The sequence below is a fragment of the Paenibacillus sp. 05T425 genome (assembly GCF_056396205.1).
This window is the reverse complement of the sequence record NZ_JBFTLA010000008.1, coordinates 108,125-128,704: the sequence shown is the minus strand read 5'-3', so window position 1 is coordinate 128,704 and position 20,580 is coordinate 108,125. Positions and strand designations below refer to the sequence as shown.

The window sequence follows — 20,580 nt, the reverse complement described above, 5'->3', positions numbered from 1 at the left end:
AGAAAGGAAGATAAGCATGAAACCGATTATTGGACAGCATCATGTATCGATGTTTACGAAGAACGCTTCAACGAACGTGGCGTTCTATACGAAAGTAATGGGCTTGCGATTTGTGAAAAAGACGGTCAATCAGGACAATGTGGGGATGTATCATCTATTCTATGGGGATAAGCTCGGATCGCCGGGGACGGGGGTTACTTTCTTCGAGCTGCCAAATGCCGGGCATGCACGCAAGGGGACGAACAGCATATCCTCTATCTCGCTAGCGGTACCAAGCGATGATGCGCTGTCCTTCTGGAAAGCTCGTCTTGAAAGCAGCCAAGTGTCGGTTGGCGATATCGTTCATGAGGAAGGACGGGCTTCGCTGACGTTCTCTGATCCCGACGATCTTACCGTTCATCTCGTCTCCGTTCAAGGGGACAAGCCCTACCCTCCAAGCGCTGCATGGAAGGTTGAAGATATTCCTGCTCAAAATGCCATTATTGGCCTTGGTCCGGCCGTATTGACCGTGAGCGACAGCGCTAAGACGATTGATGTGCTGGAGCGGCTATTAGGATACAAAAAAACCCGCAGCGCAAAAGCGTTGGGGGATGGGGGTCATGATGTATCGATCTTCGAGACAGGTAAGGGCGGTCTCAGCACGGAAATTCACGTGAAGGAATCGGCGCTCGAAGACAAAGCAAGGCCGGGACGAGGAAGCGTGCATCATGTTGCGATTCGAATAGCCAATAAGGAAGAACTGGAAGGATGGGCATCCCGCATAGCGGCTGAAGGTTTCAAAAACACAGGAATTCTCGATCGTCATTTCTTTACTTCGTTCTACTTCTGGGATCCAAACGGCATCGTATTCGAGCTTGCTACAGACGAAGGTCCAGGCTACGAAGTGAGCGATGATACCAACGTATTGCACGAGCCGTTATCGTTGCCTCCGTTCCTGGAAGGAAGGCGCGAAGAAATCGAAAGCAAGCTGCGTCCAATTATTGAGTTCTAGAACCTTCGAAGCGCGTGCCGAATGGCTCAATGACTCCGCTTCCCGCACTAACAACCGCAAGTACGGCAACGCGTTCGCCAGCTCTGAGATTCGCTATGCCAGCTACGTCCAATTGATTGCCGTTGATTGGATCAATGGGTTCCGAGTCGAATTGAATGTCTCGACTTCCTGCGACAATAGCTAGTGATACGACACCAGCATCTTCCGTTGAAGGCCGATAATTCATGCTTGCGAAGAAGACGTAAACGCCGCTCCGCTTCGGAGTGAAAATGGAGGTTGCTGGATTGTATTCGTTCGCAAGGTCGAACAGCTCTCGATCAAATAACACTTGAACTACACCTGTGCTACCGATGGGTTGTGCATCGGTTGCGATCGCCGAGAAGGCAGACCCTTTCCTTCTGCACAGTACGGGGCGCTTCGTGTGCCTTTTTGGCCCGCATTTTTTCTTCAACCCGCTCGTCAGCATTTTTTTGCGCAATGCTTGCTTGTTGATCATAAACATTCCTCCCATATGATAGTTGCTATTTCTAGCAATGCTATATGATATGAAAAAATGATAGACTAGCTTGGGTGTTCCTATGAAAAACGCAAAAAAACATCGCCTATGTATTAGGCGATGTTTTTTTGATATTGACTGCTTTTAGCAGCAGAAAGGCTTCTGCCTGGCTTATTGACGAATCGTCTTGAGAGCGCCGCTCCATGCAAGCACTTGATCGAGCATGCCGTTCACGTTCGTTAGATGCAGATCGGCAGGCTTGAATACCGAGCCGTTCTCGAAGTCGGTGAAGAGGGAAAGAGCCGGATGAACGCGAACGTCCGCTACGGAAAGCTCGCCAAGGATGCCTCTCAAATGTTCAGCAGCGCGAGCTCCGCCAACAGAGCCATAGCTCACAATGCCGGCAGCTTTATTGTTCCACGCATCGCGCGCGTAATCAAGCGCATTCTTGAGCGCTCCTGTTATACTATGGTTGTATTCCTGAACGATGAATACGAAGCCGTCAAGGCTGGCTAGCTTCGTATTCCAAGCTGTCGCTTGCTCTGTAGCGTCTTCTTCGCCCAAGAGAGGGAGCTTGTACTCAGCAATATCAACAATCTCATAGTTCGCGTCGCCGCGTTGGTCGGCAATGCTCTTCACCCATTCGCCTACTTGAGGACTGACGCGTCCTTGGCGTGTACTGCCTAGAATAATACCGATATTGAGTTTAGACATCGTTACTCTTTTCCTCCTCGATTGGCTTCATTTTGTTATTCATCCGATGATCACGCTTATAGCCGACTCATCTAGTATGAATAAACTCATTATATCATCATGCCTTGTAAGAAGGAAATTATTCATGTTTTATATTAAAATCCCAACTTTCTGAAGCAGACGTACAGACATAACAGGTATCGGCTCCATAACATGAATGAAGAGAACGCGATTGGAGGAGATGCCGTTTTGATTACGATAAGCTTATGCATGATCGTTCGTAACGAGGAGCAGAAGTTAGGCAGATGCTTAAGCACGGTTGCCAACGCGGTCGATGAAATCATCATCGTGGATACGGGCTCCACGGACGGCACGCTAGCAATAGCAGCACAGTATACGAAGCGTATTTATCACTTTGAATGGATTAATGATTTCGGCGCGGCTCGCAATGAATCGTTTCGTTACGCAACAAAAGATTATATATTATGGCTTGATGCAGACGACTGGCTGGATGAGAGGGAGCGAATCAAGCTTGAGTCGCTTAAGGAAGAGCTGGATTCAGCTGTCGATGCCGTAATAATGGATTATTGGCTGGATTTCGATCCGCTTGGGCAGCCGACAACGGTTGTTAAGCGACATCGGCTTGTAAAGAGGTCTCGGCAATTCAAATGGCATGATCCCGTGCATGAGCAACTAGCAGTTCAAGGTAATGTTATATTATCAGATATCGCAGTCTGTCATGGACGGGTTCATTCGAATAGTGATCGGAACTTGCTTATCTATGAAGCCTTGCTTGAGAAGGGCACGAAGCTAAATAGCAGGCAAACGATGCAATATGCGATGGAGCTTATGGCTAATCACCGTTATGAGCAGGCAATCGCAAGCTATGATTCTATTCTTGGGGATTCATCAGGTCACCATGTAATAAAGCTGGAATGCTGCGGTAGAATGGCACATTGCTTCCATGAGCTTGGTCTAAAGGAACAGGAACTAGAGGCGTTGCTAGCATCATTCAAGTACGATCAGCCGCGCGCGGATTACGTATGCCGTATCGGATATTTTTATCAAGAAAACGGACACTATGAAAAGGCTGTTCGCTGGTATCAAATAGCGCTAAATTTAGAAATGCCGGAAGGCAGGTTATATAGTATGAATCTAGCGGCATGGACTTGGCTTCCGCATCTTCAGCTCGTCTATTGCTATGGCAAGCTCGGGCAATTGGCGCTCGCTTATGAGCACAATGAAATCGCATTATCTTACTCGCCGAAGGATCCGAATCTGCTAACTAATAAGGAACTCCTGATGAAGCACATGAGCAAGTAAGTTCATATCCGATGGATCAGACTCTATGACTCTATTAATATTACGACCAATTAGACGAATGCCGTCTCTATGAAATGCTGATCTCCATATGATATAGAAAGCTAGATCTATTATGCTTTCAAGGAGGAGTAGGCATGACTTTCAAAGGAGCAGTGAAGTCAAAGCCCGCCTGCAAAACAATCGTCGTCAAGAAGACGACGAGCAAGCAGGTCATTCGCAAAGGGTGCGGCGGCAAAAAGTTCAGGGGACGTAAATCTGCCTTTATTGCGGTTTCAGGTGCCGATCAGCAATTAAACATGGGGCCATTCACGCAGGTGCAATACCAAGTCGAAGAAGTCGATCTGAACAACGAGTACAACCCTGCGACATCGACGTTCCGTCCGAAACAAGCAGGCATTTATTCGCTAGTGGCAAGTGTAGCACTCTCCGTCATCACGATGATAGACATTGAAATGACCTTGGAAATCCGCGTGAACGGACTCGCTAGAATATCTGACCGCGAACATTTCATCCAAGGGGATAATCTGATCGATGCTTCAGGGCTTGTGAAGCTGGAAGCTCGCGACAGCGTTCAAGTATTTGCAAGGGCAGTCGGTAATAACGGCATAATCAGCAGAGGCGTGGAGACACATTTTCAAGGCGTTAGAGTTTAATGAATAGGTATGAAAGGAAGACGGCTGCCGTGATGGCAGCCGTCTTTGTCATTATTCCTCATCCTCCGGTATGACAAGTACCGATGCTTCGGCTTCTTTCGGACCGGCATTTTCTGCTATGCCTCTTGCCGGGCTAACGATGAGCAGATCATCCTCGACAAAAGGAGTCGTGAACGGCACTCGTATTTGTATGACATTCCCAACGTGAAATTTTCTCGATCTTAATACAAGTTCAAGCAGCGGAGCGGTCAAAACGAAATTTACAAGCGTAACGTTGCCGATATTCGTTACCGTAATGGTGAAGTAGACCGTCTCTTCCGACTTGACGACCTTTCTGTCGACGGTTTCTGTGATGGTGAAATCGGCAATCGTCTCCGTAATGACGGAAGCTGGCGCTTGCTCGAAAGGCGTCTCATCGGAGAATGCTGTTGCCGTGTCCGTATATAGATTTCCGCTAACGGCATTCGCGGGAATAAGGAAAGGTCTGACGAATACACGGCTCTCGCCAGGGGCCAGCTCGTCGAACGATATTTGCAAGTCGGTTAAATCGTCATACACGCGCACGTTATGCAGCGTAAAGCCGGAAGTATTCGTGACCGTAATCGTGAAGAAGACGGTCGTCCCTGGCGGCGCGACTGGTTGATTAACGACATTCGTGAGCTGCAGAAGGAAATGCGGCACTGCAATTCGAACATCTGCCTCGGCGCTAACCGGATTCGCTTGAGGCGATGTGACGACAACCTCGTTGCGGATCACGGTTCCTTGGTTTGAATCAACCGGAACGGTATATGAAATGGCAAACAGTTCTCTTTGTCCAGGAGCAAGCGCATCCAGATTTTGAACGGTGCCTGTCAAGCTGTCTACGACCATAATGTTCGTCGCTGAAGAGCTGCCGATATTCGTTACCGAAATGGAATAGATGATCGTGCTTCCTGGCGTAGTCACATTGCCGTTAGGAATTTTCTCGACGCGCAGAATCGTTCCCGTAAGCTCCGGTTCAACGACGACATCCGCTTCGGCCAACTGGGTCGGTGATTGATCCGACGAGCAGGAGCAAACATTATGAATGACCGTGCTGGTAGTTACGTTTGGCATCGTCTGTGCGATATTCCGAGTGATGGTGGCGCTTCCTGGGAGCTCGGCAATGAATTCATTCAAACCTAACGCGTTGTCAATCAGATGAACGTTCGTTTGCGCTGTGCCAAGGGGATTCGTGACGGATATCGTATAAATAACGGTGTCCCCTGGAAATGCGAACGACAGATCCACGGATTTTGCAAGCAATAGACCGGAAGCGATGACGGTTACGATCGCTTCGGCTTGAACGGTACCTGCTTCGGGAGATTCAGCGGTAATCAGATTGTCGATGATGGAACCGATCCTAGCATCCAATGGGACGGCATAGGAGGTGGTGAACGTAATGATTTGCCCTACCGCGAGCGCTTCAATCTTCGTGTCTATTCCGAGCAATGGATCGGATAGCCTTGTCGGACTAAGCGGAACATTGCCAAGATTGGCGATCATTATTTCATATTGGATTGTACCTCCGGGTACGACAGTCGGGCGGTCGGCAATTTTGCGAAGCCCTAAACCGGGAGTAACAATCACTTCAATCTCAGCGCTGGAGCGCACGGAATCCGTCTGATCGGAAACAGCCGTCGCCGTGTTTGTATACTGATCAGGCGGAAGCTCCAGCGGAATCAGAAACGGATATACGATCGTCGTCGACTGCCCTGGCATCAATGAGGGGATTGTCGTATCTAGACCGATAATGGGGTCTGCAACTTTAATATTCGTTAAAGTTATATCTCCCGAATTCGTAACAAGAAAAGAAAACTCAAGGGCTGTGCCAGGTGTAATCCTGCTTTGGTCAACGGTTTTCGTCAGCGACAGTCGCGGTACGCCTTCAACGAGAACGGACACCGCAACCGTTATAGGCGGCAAGGAGTCAGCTTGTGTCGTTGCCTTATTCAATATAGTGGAGCCGATAACTGCATTGTCTGGAATGACGTAAGGAAAGTCCGATGTGAGCGTTGCTCCAACAACAATTCGTTCAATCGTTGTATGGATGCCTAGCAGTTCATCCGTAACGAGCACGTTGACAAGGTCGACATTGCCATCGTTCACGGCAGTTAAAGTGAAAATGACCGTCTCGCCTGGACGAGCAACGTTTTTGTTGACGGTTTTGCTGAACTGCAAGGACGGCGTTCTCTCGATCAATACCGTTGCCGTAGCGGTTAAGGGATCGGGGAAAGCGGCGCTTGTTAAAAATACGACGTTTTTGAAAGGACCTTCAGCCGTGCCAGCCGGTATAGTAAATAGGGAGGGCATCGTAAATTGCTGTAGAGGTTCTAGCTCTTTAATTACGAATTCAATGCCAAGAAGCGGGTCTTTGACGATAAGGTCCGTTAAGGTTAAAGTGCCTGTATTCGTTACGACCACGAAATAAGTGACTTGATCGAGCGGTTTGGCTGTGGATCTGTCGGCGAATTTGTCGATGGTTACTCCCGCTATGGGTGCGCACTTGCACGCAACGATCGGCGTTTGGAAGAAAAGCGATTGCGGTGCTGAGCTATAATCGATCACGGCCGTTGCGCTTTCGTAATGGTTAGGAAGAGTATAAGAAATAGAGGTCTGAGCGTCCGTATTGGTGTGCAGATGGTCACCATTAGCGAACCGATTGGACGTAATTTTGTAGCTTAACGTAACGGTCGTTGTACTGTCTTGAGCCAGCAAACCAAGCGGATATGTCCCGAAATTGAGCGCAAAGCCGCCATTTACGAAAATATTATCGCCTACATCCGGCAGCAGGGGAGCTTTAGGATAGACGGTATAATCAGGGTTGCCGGGGTCAATGATAACGGGCTGATTAGGCGATCTCAGCTTCAAACCGTCTCTCGTGCCGCTTATGACTATTGAGCCCGGCACGTAGTCGAATAAAGCCGTGTTGATGAGGTCGTAGACGGTGAGTAGACTTCCCGCATACAAATTCAAAATATCTTGTACGAGAAAGGCAAGCTCGGCAGCAATCTGCGATTCGGGATCATCCGTATTGGCTTCACGGAAGAAGGAAGGGGCGGTTACCCAGCTTTTCATAAGTTCGATGACATTTTGCCTCGTACACGGTCCAGGTGTCTGCGCATCAATGTTAATGCCTAAAGCATATAGCTTCACATTGCCATCGCCTGAGTCTGTGAGCTTGGAGGATATCGCTTGCGACCGCTGAGAGGCCAGAATGATTTCATTGAAGGTCGCCGAACGATTCGAGACTTCAGCCACCAGCGTTGGCAGCGTCTGCTCTAAATAAAGAAAATATCTCCATGGCTCGCCCGGCACGGCAGGAAAGAAGGTGGCGTCCGTATTACCGGGCGCCGCATACACCCCCGGATAGGCTGGGTTGAGGGAGCGGTTCGCCTGACCATCCGTTATGAGAATGACGACTCGCCGGTTAATATCGTCGGATTGTGCGAATCCAGGTGTTTGGAATAGCTGGTAGGAAGCCTGAAGTCCGGCCTCCGTATTGGTGTCTTCAGAGTACGGGATTGCCCAAACAAGATTTTGGAGTATCGAATTGTTCGCGTAGCCGTCCTCGTCCATGCTGTATGTTAGTTGGATCGGAGTTAGCGGCGTGCCGCTCGCAACGGCATTTATTTGATTGTTCGTGTATGCCGTAGGTTGAGGCGTGTAGACATTCGTGATGTAACTGGACAATACGGTGTCTGGAAGCGGATTGCCGTCGTCATCGTAAATGTCGCTGTATCTGATTTGGTAGTAATTATAATAGTTATAGAGACTGAGCTCTGCGCTTGCAGCCAAAGGTGCCGTCTGGGTAAGGAATGCGCTCATTTCCGTCACGGAGACAAACGATTGGTTGCGGTAGCCGAGAATTTGACCGATGTAATGGGTGCTGCCCGGGGGAGGTCCCGAGCTCCTCCTCCAAGTAAATAAGGTGCCTTCGTATTCGTAGCTTAGTCCGGTTGACGGGCTAGGATTGGGACGGAAAGCGTCGCGCCCGTAAGGTATGATTGTAATTGTGGTATCGCGATTGGCTGCCCACATTTGATTAATGGTATTAATCATCGCTCGCTTAGCTTGCACGAATTTCGTGCTGGCGGCAGACATCATGCTTGAAGTGACATCCAGCACGAAGATGACATCCAAGGAATGCGGCGGAAAATATTGAAAGGCGGCAGGATGTCCTTCGATGTCAAGTGTGACAGTAGCCGTACAATCGCACTCTTCCGAGCTATCCAATACCGCTCCTTTGGAAATACGGAGCAGGTTATTGAATGCGATGTTGCCGCCAACGCCTCTATTAAGCGCTGCATCGTATACGATCGACTCTCCCGAGCCTATCCAATAACCGGCATCCGCGGGGGTGTCGGATTCCCGGAAGTTGTCGTACCCCCCGACGTTCACTGGATTTTGCTTGCCTGGACCTTGGAAGGGACATGGTTCCATCGTTTCACATCCTTTCTAACTGCTTCAGATCTCGATCCTAGCGTAATGGCGTCACACTCTGACCGTCCGTTCGTGCTTTTCTACTTACCATTTCTATGAACGAGGAACGATTTCAATTCATCATGGACAACGCGAGAGGAGAAAAATGTAGAAATAAAGGAAAGGCCCTGTGAATTCACAGGGCCTTTCCTTTAATGAATATCAAACAATTACAAGGTAGCTGTGAAGCAGAGTTCGTATATTGTCTTTAGCGAAAGCAACATGTTTATTGTCGCGCGTCAGTCTGCTTGCCATGATTCCGCCCTCGATTGCCGTGAATATGAATGAGGCCATCGACTCCGTTAGCAAATCGCTGCGGAATTCGCCATTATCAATGCCTTGCTGCAGTAATCCTTGTATGAACGACATCATCTGATCGAATGCCTGGGTAGCCTTTTCCCGAAGAATGGGGAAGGAATGGTCGCTTTCAACAGCTGTATTGAGAAACGGACAACCGCCCTTAATTGGCGGATTATTGACCGTATCGCTATATACGTCGCACATCGCTGTGACCTTGTCGATCACCGTTGTCGCGCCTTCTATAGCTGCTGCAAAATGCCCCCACAGCACTTGTCCCGCATAGGCAAACGCCTCTAGCGCGATCTCATCCTTATTCGCGAAGTTGCGGTAGATGCCGCCTTTCGTAAGGCCGGTTGCATCCATAATATCTTGAATAGTCGATCCGGCATAACCTTTATCGTTAAACAACTCTGCCGATTTCATAATAATATGCAGTTTTGTTTTATCGCTTTTTCGCATAATAGGTGTCCTTTCGTAGAAAAATTGAACAGGCTCATTATATTGTAACATTTTGTGCGTGAGTTGGAGTGGTATTCATAGTATGATTATCAAAAAAAGAGACCGTACGGTTCGGTCTCAAAATTGCGGAAAGGGGAATCACAAGGTTTGAGAAAGCAAGGATACAAGGTGTTTGTGATTGTTTGTCTCATGTATGTGTTCTATGTTGCAATCGTAAATTTAGTATTGAATCCGGATGCGGGGGAGTTTTTAGCCCATAAGGTCAACCAACTGAAGCAGCCTAATCGATCGGTATGGCTAACCGTATTGCATATTCATGTGTGGTTTAGTTGTCTCGCTATGCTCAGCGGGGCGATTAATTTCTCGTCCTTCATGTACAACAAACACCGCAAGTATCACAAAAGAAATGGCTATGCCTTTGTGTTCTTTGTAGCAGGCGTGAGCTTAACCGCTGGATATATGGCTCCTTACTCTACAGGCGGCAAGCTTAGCAGCATCGGATTCAATTTAACGAGCATCATCTGGTTGACGATTACGGTATTGGCTATCGTGCATGTTAGGAGCAAAAGGATGGATCAACATCGCGGCTTTATGATTCGAAGTTATGCGTTCTGCTTCACCAATCTGTTCGTTCATTTCATAACTAAGCTATTAAACGACGGCTTCGGAATGCAATATGAAACAAGTTATACAGCGGGGGTATATGGAGCTATCATAGCCAATCTCCTAGTTGCAGAGGTCGTCATTCGATATGGAAAAAGGGGGAGCGCACATTGAGCAGCATGCATGTACAAATCGTATTATTCGACGGTTTCGATTTGATGGACGCGATCGGGCCTTACGAGGTTTTCTGCGCAGCGGAGATGTATTCGGGAGGAGCTTGCAGCGTCGAATTGGTGACAGCCGAAGGGCCGAGGCTTGTTATGAGCGGCATGAACGGGCTGCCGCTTCAAGCTAGCGGAACGCTTGATCCTTCAAGGGCGGGTATTATCGTTGTACCTGGGGCATCAGGCAATATGGCTGGAGAAGGGGAACAATCCGTCCCGGCAATTCTAGCGAGAGCGGCGAATACCGAGCTAACGAGCTTCGTAAAGGAAGCAATGGACCGCAGTGACGTAACGATCGTCACCGTATGCGGAGGATCCTTAGTGCTTGCAATGAGCGGGATGTTGGAAGGTCGCTATGCCGTAACGAACAGGTACGGCATGGACGCGCTTGGGGCGACAGGCGCAATCCCCGTGAACGCTCGAATCGTTGTTGACGGCAATCTGGTGTCCGGGGGCGGCGTCACTTCCGGCCTAGACATTTCGTTGTACATAGTGGAGCGTAAGTTAGGGCCTCGAATTGCGCATGCCATCGAAATGTTGTTCGAGTTCGAGAGAAGAGGAACGGTATGGGAAAATAAAGGACTCGATCCAGTCGACGACAATAGTCAAGGCGACGATGAAGTTCCAATCGAAGACCTGCCGCGGCAGGCTGCCGCTTCTACGGACGGTACTTTGTTCGATGGAGTATGGGAAGCAACGATTGCGACGCCGGTTGGCAAGCTGGCAGTTACGTTTCATATAGCTACCCGTGACGGAGGAATCATCGGAACAGCGAAGCAAGGCGATGAAGCTGCAGTCTCGTTCGTCGATCCTGTTCTAATCGGCAATCGTCTTAGTTGGACTCAGCGCGTTACGAAGCCGATGAAGCTGAATTTGAAGTTCCTCGTTGAGATGGATGGCGGCAACCGATTGATCGGTACTGCCAAAGCAGGTGTTCTGCCGGCTTCGAGGGTAGTTGCCGTGAAAACGGCTGATCGAGATTGAATTAGGGTGTAATTAGCCGTTGACAAAGGAAATCATATCCAGTACTATTCATAATAACTTGAATATTCAGAACAAAAGCGATGAAGAGAAAGAGTATCGAGGCAACGTCTTTGTACAGAGAACCCCGGCAGCTGAGAAGGGGCAAAGAATATCCTTGAGAATATGGTCTCTGAGCTGCGCATCGAACCCTTAACCGGAAGTAGGCTGCGCCGGAACCCGCACCCGTTAACGTGCTAGGGTATAACCGCCAATGGCGGCGTACCTGACAAGGTTAGTGTCGGAAGGCATTAATGAAACTGGGTGGTAACACGTGAGCACAGCTCTCGTCCCTTATGGGATGGGAGCTTTTTTGCGTTCAAACAAAAGGAGGAGTTAAACGATGGCAGCAGTATTTATTGGAGGAGCTTGGCCTTATGCGAATGGTTCTTTGCACTTGGGAAGAGTAGCAAGCTTGATACCAGGCGATGTCATCGCTAGGTACTACAGAGCCAAAGGAGAGCAAGTATTGTATGTCTCGGGCAGCGATTGCCATGGTACGCCTGTTGAAGTGCAAGCGATCCAGACAAATGTCGCACCGGGAGAAATAGCAGATCGTTATCACAACGAGTTCGTTGAGTGTTTTCGGCAGATGGGTTTCACGTACGACTTATACACAAGAACAGATGATGCTAATCACCATCGCATCGTTCAGGAGATCTTCTTGAAACTGTTGGATCATGGTTATTTATACAAGAAGACCGTCCAGCAAACGTATTGCGAGACAGATAAACGTTTTTTGCCCGATCGTTATGTGGAAGGAATATGTCCGAATTGCGGAAAACAAGCACGCGGCGATCAATGTGATTATTGTTCATCTCTTCTTGACCCAACGAATCTGATCGATAAGAAGTGCAAAATATGCGGCAATTCTCCGATAGAGAGGTCTACCGAGCATTTTTACATTGAATTATCCCGATTCCAGAAGGAACTGGAGCAATATGCGGAACAAGCGAAGGGCTGGAAGGATAATGCCGTGCAAATGACTGCTAGATATTTGACCGAAGGGTTACGGGATAGGGCTGTGACTCGCGATCTGACATGGGGCGTCGACGTACCGGTGGAAGGATTCGAAGGTAAAAAGATTTACGTATGGATTGAAGCGGTCAGCGGATACTTGTCTGCTAGTAAACAATGGGCTGCGAAAACAGGCGGTAATTGGGAAACGTTTTGGACGAAGGACCATGCGCACATAACGGCATATTATGTTCACGGGAAGGACAATATTCCATTCCATACCGTGATATGGCCTGCGCTGCTCCTGGGTCTAAGGGGACTTCATCTGCCAGACCGTATCCTTTCTAGCGAATATATGACCCTAGAGGGGAAGAAGTTCTCGACGAGCAATAATTGGGCGGTATGGCTGCCGGATGTATTAAGCCGTTATCATCCGGATTCAATCCGGTATTTTCTTATCGCGAATGGCCCGGAGAAGAGGGATACGGATTTCTCGTGGAGGGAGTTCATTCATAGCCATAACGGAGAGTTGCTTGGCGCATTCGGTAATTTCGTCAATCGCAATTTAGCTTTTATAGTAAAGTCGTTTAATGGCCGAGTTCCCGAAGGGGGATTAACCCTTATCCAAACGAATGAGCTGCATACGTTATATGAAAAAGCAGGCGCATTGATCGAAGCCGGACAGCTTAAGGAAGCGTTAGAGCTCATTTTTCAATATGTGAGGTTATCAAACAAATTTTTTGATGATTATAAGCCTTGGGTCTTATGGCATGAGAATCGCGAAGCTTGCGGTCATACGCTGCATGCATGCGTTCAGATGATAGCTAATCTAGCTCAATTATTACAGCCTTTCATTCCATTCTCATGTGACAAAATCAGAAAATTTCTCGGGCTCGGCAAACCCGAATGGCAGTTGACTTTCGTTCCTGCTAACCGTCAAATCGAAGGTTTGGAGCTATTGTTCGAGCGAATCGACACGAGTAGGATTGAGGAGGAAATAAAACGGTTGGAACTGAACAAGCCATAACAAAGTCCAGCTCAATAGGTTGACTTAATGGGACTTGCCCCATACAATCCACTTAATACGTTAAATGATAGGAGTAAGGGAATGACGCTGCAGCAATTGAAATACGTAATTGAGGTCGCTAACCGCGGCTCTATTAACGAGGCCGCCAAAAGGCTGTTCATCTCCCAGCCCAGCTTGTCCAATGCGATTAAGGACCTGGAAGAGGAGATGGGGATCGCCATATTCGATCGTTCCAACAAAGGTATTTCACTGTCGAAGGAAGGGGTCGAATTTCTAAGCTATGCAAGGCAGGTCGTCGAGCAGATGGAACTGCTGGAGGGAAGATACATGAATGCGAAGCCTTCTCCGCAGCATTTCTCCGTGTCTACCCAGCATTATGCGTTCGCCGTTAATGCCTTCGTTAGCCTCGTTCAAGAATACGGACATGAGGAATACGAGCTGGCCCTTCGGGAGACGAAGACGTATGAAATCATCGAGGACGTTCGAAGCTTGCGGAGCGAGATCGGTATCCTATACCTGAACGAATTTAACGGGAAGGTCATTAACAAGCTGCTGAGCAGCGCGAATCTTCAGTTCCACAGCTTGTTCACGGCGAAGCCGCATATTTTCATCAGCATCAACAATCCTCTGGCAGGCCAATCGATCGTAACCATCGATCAACTGCAGCAATACCCGTATTTGTCTTTCGACCAAGGCGAGTATAATTCTTTCCATTTTGCCGAGGAGATTCTAAGCACGTTGTCTCATAACAAAAGCATTCGGGTCAATGATCGCGCCACGTTATTCAACCTTCTGATCGGACTGAACGGATATACGATTTCGACGGGAGTTCTGAGCGCCGATCTGAACGGCAACGAGATCATTCCAGTGCCTCTTGATTGCGAGGAAACCATTAATGTCGGCTGGATTTCTCATAAAAATGTTGCATTATCGAAGCTTGGAACTGCCTATATAGAGGCGTTACAGCGTGCAACAGGCCAATGATATCTATATATAGCTTAAAGCTATATCTAGATATAGTATTATACAGTTACACTATAACTCTCTATCCATGATATCTTTTGTTTAACAAATGGCATAGGAGTGTTGCAAGATGGCAAAGAGCAGTGTACTTGGTTATCCGCGAATTGGTGCAGATCGGGAATGGAAGAAGGCTTTAGAGGCGTTCTGGGCAGGCAAGCTGGAGGAATCGGAGTTTCAGCAGAAGCTTCAGGATATCCGCTTCACTCATTTGCGCAAGCAACAGGAGATAGGGATCGACATTATCCCCGTTAATGATTTCAGCTATTATGACCATATCCTCGATACGGCAACGATGTTCGGAATCGTTCCGAAACGTTTCTCTTATACAGGAGGCGCCGTACCTCTGTCGTTGTACTACGGCATCGCCCGTGGAACGAAGGATGCAGCAGCAAGCGAAATGACAAAATGGTTCAATACGAACTATCATTATATCGTTCCTGAATTGGACGGCGCTTCGCCGACAGTGACTGAGAACAAACCGCTAATCGCTTATCGCGAAGCAAAAGAAAAGCTAGGTATCGAAGGCAAGCCCGTAATCGTAGGTCCGCTTACTTTCCTTAAGCTGTCCAAGGGTTATCAAGCATCGGAAACGGACGTATGGCTGGAGCGCTTGATTCCTCTCTATGTTCAAGTGCTGCAAGAGCTGGCAAATGAAGGCGTGCAATGGGTACAAATCGACGAGCCAATCGTTGTAACCAAATTAAGCGATTCGGACTACGGACGACTTCGTTCGATCTACGAGACGTTCGCTGCTGCTGTACCGGGTCTTAACATTTTGCTGCAAACGTATTTCGAATCGGTTGAAAGCTACGAGGCTATCGTTAAGCTTCCGGTACAAGGTATCGGTCTTGACTTCGTACATGGCGGGTCCGCAAATTTGGCATCGATCAAAGCTACTGGATTCCCGGCTGACAAAGTTCTTGGAGCAGGCATTATTGACGGCCGAAGCATCTGGAAAGCATCGCTTCAAGAGAAGCTGTCCGTGCTGGAGCAATTGACGGAAATCGTTTCGGCTGATCGCTTAATCGTACAATCGTCATGCAGCTTGTTGCATGTACCGGTTACAACAGCTAACGAGTCAAAGCTGCTTCCCGAGCTGAAAGGCGCGCTTGCCTTCGCCGATGAGAAGCTGGACGAGCTTGTCCTGTTAACGAAGGCTGTCGTATCCGGCAAAGCAACAATCGCTAATGAGCTTGAGCAGTGCGAGAAAGCTCTGCAAGCGCTGAGCACGTCCAGCACCCGCAATCGCGGCGACGTTCAGCAAGCGGTGGCTGCACTTAGCACGCAGCAGCCGAAACGCAGCTCGGCATTTGCTGTGCGTCATACCGCACAGCAGAGTAAATGGCAGCTTCCGATCTTGCCTACGACGACGATCGGCAGTTTCCCGCAATCTGCCGAAGTGCGTAAAGCCCGTCAATCGTGGCGCAAGGGCGAATGGAAAAACGAGCAATACGAAGGCTTCATCCGCGACCAGATCGATCTATGGATCAAGCTGCAGGAAGAAATCGGACTCGACGTGCTCGTACATGGCGAATTCGAGCGTACGGACATGGTTGAGTTCTTCGGCGAGAAGCTTGCCGGCTTCGCGTTCACGCAATACGGCTGGGTGCAATCTTACGGATCGCGCTGCGTGAAGCCGCCGGTTATTTTCGGCGATGTAGCTTTCGAGGAAGCGATGACCGTCGAAGAAACGAAATATGCGCAGTCGAAGACGGATCGTCCCGTCAAAGGGATGTTAACCGGCCCGATTACGATTATGAACTGGTCGTTCGTTCGTGACGATATCGCTCGCGAGCAAATCGCTTACCAATTGGCTTATGCGCTAAGACAAGAGGTAGAGGCGCTTGAAGCAGCTGGAATCGGCATGATTCAAGTTGACGAGCCAGCCGTTCGTGAAGGGTTGCCGCTTAAGAAAGAAGAGCAAGCTGCTTATCTTGCATGGGCGGTCAAAGCTTTCCGTATGACGACTTGCACGGTTCAAGATACGACGCAAATCCATACGCATATGTGCTATTGCGAATTCCACGACATGATCGATTCCATCGAAGCCATGGATGCCGACGTGATATCGATCGAGACATCCCGCAGCCATGGCGAGCTTATTCATAGCTTCGAGCTGAATACGTATAAGCTTGGCATTGGACTCGGCGTATACGATATTCATAGCCCTCGCGTTCCGCAAGTGGAAGAGATGACGAGCATGATCGATCGCGCGCTTCGCGTGCTTGATCCGAAGCTGTTCTGGATTAACCCGGACTGCGGCCTTAAGACACGCGGCACGGAAGAAACGGTTGCAGCTCTGCGCAACATGGTGCAAGCAACGCAGATCGCTCGCAGCAGCTATACGCTTAACGTCTGATTTTCATCTGAGAGCAACTCATCCCGAGAGGGAGGGGTTGCTTTTTTCGTTACCATTTTTTCCAATAGCAGATATAATTGAAGCATACGAATTCTACTAAATATAGGAACAGATTGTGAGGCTGAGAGATGGACGGCATCAATGAGCTCACGACTAGCCAATCGATCCGCGCGCGATGGTATGATATGTATTTATTTCTCATCTCGGCGCTGGAATGCGACTATCGGAAGTACCCCGATCGCGGAGTCTACAATTGGGCCATCGGGATGATCAAGGAATGTACGGACGTTATTAAGGGTACTGAGGAGTTTAAGTCTAATTGAATAAGAAGCTGAAAAAGGGAATTCTGCTTTCGTGCAGGGTTCCCTTTTTTGTTATAACTCGATGCATAGTTGGTGAAAAAAGGGAAAACATAACAAGAAAATGTTGAGGGGATTTTAGTTGAAATTAATAGATAAGATCATAAAGCGGTTAGGCCAAGACTCCGATTTTTTCCGATACAAAATCTTGCTGTCGAACGAACAGGTCGTCTTGCTTGGCTACCAGTCGTTCGTGAGCGTTGCCGAATCGATGAATGAGCTCCATGCGCAAGCAGCCAGGTTCGTTCCCGATGAAAGCGAGTACCGATTATGCGAAAGTATCGGCCAAATGATTGAAGATCCGAGCGAGGATTCGATCGTCTCGCTGCTGTTGCGAGGGCAGCTTGTTATTTGGTTCGAATCGGAGGAGGTATTCGTTGACTACCATCCTTATTCCAAAATATTGTCCCGTTCGATCGAAGCTCCTATTACGGAGAACGTACTCCGGGGATCGGTTAGCGCATTCGTAGAAGATATCGGAACGAATATCGGATTGATACGGAAGCACGTTGCTTCCGAGGATCTGCGAACGCAGTCCTACGGCGTCGGCCCCGACCGGCAGAAGCAGATCGTTGTTATTTATAAGCAAAATCAAGTCATTCCCAAGCTATTGGAGTCTGTCGTAGAGAAGATTGAAACGAATATTAGCATGAACGTGCAAAACTTGCAGCAATTGAGCAGTATGCTCGGCTTTAGCAAATGGTCAACCGTCACGAAGTTTAATTCGACGGAATTGCCTCAGGAGGTGGAAAGGGCGCTGCAGAAAGGAAAAGTCGTGCTGCTGCTGGACCGGTTTCCTTTCGCCCTTATTTTGCCGAGTCTTCTAACCGATATGTTCGCCGTAGAGAATGACCGGAACTTTCTGACCGTCTTCACCTACCTGACGCGGTTGCTTCGTATTCTGGGTGTCTTGACCAACATCATTATACCTGGCTTATACGTCTCGCTCGTTTCCGTGAATCCGGATATGCTCCGTATTGAGATCGCGCTTACGATAGCAAGAAGCCGACTGGACGTTCCATATCCTTCATTGGTGGAGACGCTGCTGCTGCTGCTCATCTTGGAGCTAATCTTCGAAGCAAGCATTCGTCTGCCTAAGAGCATCGGTCCGACACTCACGATGGTCGGCGGAATTATACTCGGACAGGCCGTCGTCAGCGCCAAGCTGGTCAGCAATCTACTCATTATCGTGCTGGCGGCAACGACGATATCGAGTTCAACCGTCGTGGGCTTCCATAACTCATTGTCTATTCGTCTGTTCAAGTATTTGATCCTTATCCTATCTGCTGGTTTCGGTTTGTATGGCCTTGTGGCAGGACTGGTCGCCATTTGCGCCTATATGGCAAGCCTTAATTCTTTCGGAATCCCTTATGTGCATATTATGAAGACAAGAGGAGATGCCAATGGCTAAAACTACGCAAGTCACGTCGCTGTTCTTAATTGGCCATATGGGGCTGATCTTCTTCTTCTATCCTAGTCAAATTATCGAAGGCGCAGAGAGCAGCCATTGGATTCCGATCATGACCGGTTTCCTATTCTACTTCGCCATAATAGCGGTCTATACGAAAGGAATCAGTTACTTCGAAAACCTTAACGTGATACAGATATTGCAGCAATTAGGGAAGCCGTTAGCGATCATCCTGCTGCTTCCGCTTGCCGTGTATTTAGTTAGCGTGAGTATCGTCACGTTCCGAGCGTATGCCGAGGTCATAAGACTGATCTTCCTTACAAGTACGCCAACCTGGGCCATATTGCTTTTGCTTGTCGCCATTTCGTCCTATATTGCTTTGCTCGGCGTGGAGGCGATATTCCGCACTTCCATTTTGCTTATCATTATGGGCACCCCGCTCGTTCTGTTCGTCCTTGCAAGCGCATTTCAAAATGTGGATTGGCATTATTTGTTTCCCTTACTGGACAAAGAGGTCGTCAACTTCTCTTTCCTGTTCACACCTGGGTTTGCGAAGAGCTTCTTCGCTTTCGGAGGAGGTTTTCTATACCTTGGTTTCATCCAGCCCTTTGTAACCTACAAACCTTCGAAGCTGCTCCGAGCTTACTTTATTCTTCTTCCTATGTTTCTAATCTCGGTCTATATCCCGCTTCTGACTTTCGGTCGAAACACGGCGGTATTATTTAGTTTTCCGTTTCTTGAGACGGCGGAAACGATCGAAATCAATTGGCTAATGTTCGATCGGATATCGATGTTTTTTCTAATATGCTTAATTTCGTTCGTCATGTTGTTCCACGCGATGCTGCTGTGGAAGACAGCACTTATTATACGCGTCGCCATACCTGTAAAGCAGGTTACAATGCTAATCCCTTTGGCAATTCTCGTTTATTCACTCAGTGTGCTTATTCCGGATTGGCATGCAGTCGACCATTTATTCTGGATGAATACGATCCTTCGCGTGTACGTGATGCTGTTCATCCCTGCGCTCATGCTCTTTCTTGGCATTCGACATTCGAAGAAGGCAGGGGTTATGACATGAGAATAGGTCGTCAGCGAGTTTTGCTTCTTCTCGGAATATCGACTCTATTGTTAACGCTAACCGGCTGCTGGGACAATAAAGATATTAATCATCGTTCACTCCCAATTGTGATGGGCGTTTCGAAGTTAGACCAGCAATACCATATCGTTCTGCAAATTCCGGAGCCGCTCCAATCGCAGGGGACCGAGTTCCGTCTTGTCCAAGGTTCTGGCGCCACGATCAACGATATTGTAGACCGAATCGGCTCGAACATGGAGACGCAGATGGATCTGCTGCATCTGAAAGTGATCCTGTTCGATAAAGCTTATGCGACTAGCGGCTTGAACGACGCTGTTACCGCATTTATACGCTCGAATGAGATATCACCCAAAACAATGGCGGTCATATGCGACGAACCGATCGATCAGTTTTTCGAGAATATAAAACAATACAGCATGAATAACGGAACGCTGCTTGATGATTTCTTTAAAGTGAACGCAGGGTGGAGCCCGCAAGTTGCGACGTCGAGAATCTGGGAGTTATTTCGCAGCATTCACTCTTATACGCTTGATGAAGCCATACCGATCATTAAATCGGGGAAGGGCACGATCATAGAGACCAAAGGCAGCGCCATTATACGCAACGGTAAAATGGTAGGCCGTCTTACGCCGAATGAAACGCTGATTGCCAATATATTCAGCGGCTTGGACGTAAAGGGCAAGATCGAGGTGATGGATAACGCCACCGTACAGATTGTGAATAATCGTATTACGCACCATGTCTCGATCGTCGACGGCAAACCGGTGCTGAATTGCCAAATCAAACTTAGAGTCGCATTGCTGGAAACGAAAGGCCATCCGACGCAAGATAGGATCAAGCAGGATCTTCAAGCTCTGCTGACTGAAAGACTTAATCGCGTCTTGACGAAAATGAAGGAGGAGCAAGCGGATATACTAGGAATCGGCCAGCTCTTCCGCAACAGGTTGAAACGCGACGAGCTCCGGATGTGGCGGGTCAACTATTTGCCTAACTTAAAAGCTGTCGTCAAGTTCAAAGTATACATCGATAATGAAGGGGATTTGAAAATGGACGTTTAGTTCGGTTTGTACGGAATGAATGGCGAATAGG

The 20,580-nt window shown here is 48.4% G+C and carries 16 protein-coding genes and 1 other annotated feature; of the genes, 12 read left to right on the top strand and 4 right to left on the bottom strand.

Annotation, left to right across the window (positions count from 1 at the left end; translation table 11 throughout):
* The first annotated feature begins 16 nt into the window (after positions 1 to 16).
* Complete coding sequence (locus AC1DF0_RS19510) at positions 17 to 991, top strand: VOC family protein (RefSeq protein WP_477575040.1); 975 nt, start codon at positions 17 to 19, stop codon at positions 989 to 991.
* On the opposite strand, the gene AC1DF0_RS19505 is transcribed toward AC1DF0_RS19510, so the two are convergent.
* Positions 978 to 1,487 carry a C1q-like domain-containing protein gene (locus AC1DF0_RS19505; protein ID WP_442049061.1) on the bottom strand — a complete coding sequence of 170 codons (510 nt, stop codon included), beginning with the start codon at positions 1,485 to 1,487 and terminating at the stop codon, positions 978 to 980. The two genes, AC1DF0_RS19510 and AC1DF0_RS19505, sit on opposite strands and share 14 nt — an antisense overlap.
* Before the next feature lie 171 nt (positions 1,488 to 1,658).
* Entirely contained in the window at positions 1,659 to 2,201 is a 543-nt protein-coding gene (locus AC1DF0_RS19500) for an NADPH-dependent FMN reductase (protein WP_442049060.1), read from the bottom strand.
* 228 nt (positions 2,202 to 2,429) lie between these two features.
* Here AC1DF0_RS19500 and AC1DF0_RS19495 point away from each other — a divergent pair, with 228 nt between their 5' ends.
* Positions 2,430 to 3,503 (top strand): glycosyltransferase family 2 protein, encoded by a 1,074-nt coding sequence (locus tag AC1DF0_RS19495; protein WP_477575039.1) that lies wholly within the window; start codon positions 2,430 to 2,432, stop codon positions 3,501 to 3,503.
* Positions 3,504 to 3,637: 134 nt separating this feature from the next.
* Positions 3,638 to 4,156 (top strand): complement C1q domain-containing protein, encoded by a 519-nt coding sequence (locus AC1DF0_RS19490; protein WP_442049058.1) that lies wholly within the window; start codon positions 3,638 to 3,640, stop codon positions 4,154 to 4,156.
* A gap of 51 nt (positions 4,157 to 4,207) precedes the next feature.
* Here the strand turns inward: AC1DF0_RS19490 and AC1DF0_RS19485 are convergent, their stop codons facing one another.
* On the bottom strand, positions 4,208 to 8,617 hold the full coding sequence (locus AC1DF0_RS19485) for a DUF7507 domain-containing protein (RefSeq protein WP_477575038.1): 4,410 nt from the start codon (positions 8,615 to 8,617) through the stop codon (positions 4,208 to 4,210).
* A gap of 201 nt (positions 8,618 to 8,818) precedes the next feature.
* Positions 8,819 to 9,415 (bottom strand): TetR/AcrR family transcriptional regulator, encoded by a 597-nt coding sequence (locus AC1DF0_RS19480; protein ID WP_477575037.1) that lies wholly within the window; start codon positions 9,413 to 9,415, stop codon positions 8,819 to 8,821.
* A gap of 147 nt (positions 9,416 to 9,562) precedes the next feature.
* Between AC1DF0_RS19480 and AC1DF0_RS19475 the strand changes: the two genes are divergently transcribed.
* The 9 genes from AC1DF0_RS19475 to AC1DF0_RS19435 all read left to right on the top strand — a co-directional run bounded on the left by AC1DF0_RS19475 (position 9,563) and on the right by AC1DF0_RS19435 (position 20,549).
* Positions 9,563 to 10,192: a DUF2306 domain-containing protein gene (locus AC1DF0_RS19475; protein WP_477575036.1), complete on the top strand. Its 630-nt coding sequence runs from the start codon at positions 9,563 to 9,565 to the stop codon at positions 10,190 to 10,192.
* A gap of 5 nt (positions 10,193 to 10,197) precedes the next feature.
* Complete coding sequence (locus tag AC1DF0_RS19470) at positions 10,198 to 11,226, top strand: DJ-1/PfpI family protein (RefSeq protein ID WP_477575136.1); 1,029 nt, start codon at positions 10,198 to 10,200, stop codon at positions 11,224 to 11,226.
* Between the two features lie 71 nt (positions 11,227 to 11,297).
* Positions 11,298 to 11,560, top strand: a binding site (T-box leader).
* Between the two features lie 45 nt (positions 11,561 to 11,605).
* A complete protein-coding gene (gene metG, locus AC1DF0_RS19465) occupies positions 11,606 to 13,246 on the top strand; it encodes a methionine--tRNA ligase (protein WP_477575035.1) in 1,641 nt (546 codons plus the stop codon).
* An 81-nt stretch (positions 13,247 to 13,327) separates the two neighbouring features.
* Positions 13,328 to 14,230, top strand: coding sequence for a LysR family transcriptional regulator (locus tag AC1DF0_RS19460; RefSeq protein WP_337101203.1), 903 nt, complete (start codon positions 13,328 to 13,330; stop codon positions 14,228 to 14,230).
* A gap of 109 nt (positions 14,231 to 14,339) precedes the next feature.
* Entirely contained in the window at positions 14,340 to 16,628 is a 2,289-nt protein-coding gene (gene metE, locus AC1DF0_RS19455; protein WP_477575034.1) for a 5-methyltetrahydropteroyltriglutamate--homocysteine S-methyltransferase, read from the top strand.
* A gap of 128 nt (positions 16,629 to 16,756) precedes the next feature.
* Positions 16,757 to 16,951 carry a hypothetical protein gene (locus AC1DF0_RS19450; protein ID WP_477575033.1) on the top strand — a complete coding sequence of 65 codons (195 nt, stop codon included), beginning with the start codon at positions 16,757 to 16,759 and terminating at the stop codon, positions 16,949 to 16,951.
* 118 nt (positions 16,952 to 17,069) lie between these two features.
* Complete coding sequence (locus AC1DF0_RS19445) at positions 17,070 to 18,398, top strand: spore germination protein (RefSeq protein WP_477575032.1); 1,329 nt, start codon at positions 17,070 to 17,072, stop codon at positions 18,396 to 18,398.
* Positions 18,391 to 19,473 carry a GerAB/ArcD/ProY family transporter gene (locus AC1DF0_RS19440; RefSeq protein ID WP_477575031.1) on the top strand — a complete coding sequence of 361 codons (1,083 nt, stop codon included), beginning with the start codon at positions 18,391 to 18,393 and terminating at the stop codon, positions 19,471 to 19,473. Before AC1DF0_RS19445 ends, AC1DF0_RS19440 begins: the two co-directional genes overlap by 8 nt.
* On the top strand, positions 19,470 to 20,549 hold the full coding sequence (locus AC1DF0_RS19435; RefSeq protein WP_477575030.1) for a Ger(x)C family spore germination protein: 1,080 nt from the start codon (positions 19,470 to 19,472) through the stop codon (positions 20,547 to 20,549). The genes AC1DF0_RS19440 and AC1DF0_RS19435 overlap by 4 nt, the downstream gene beginning before the upstream one ends.
* Positions 20,550 to 20,580: the final 31 nt, after the last annotated feature.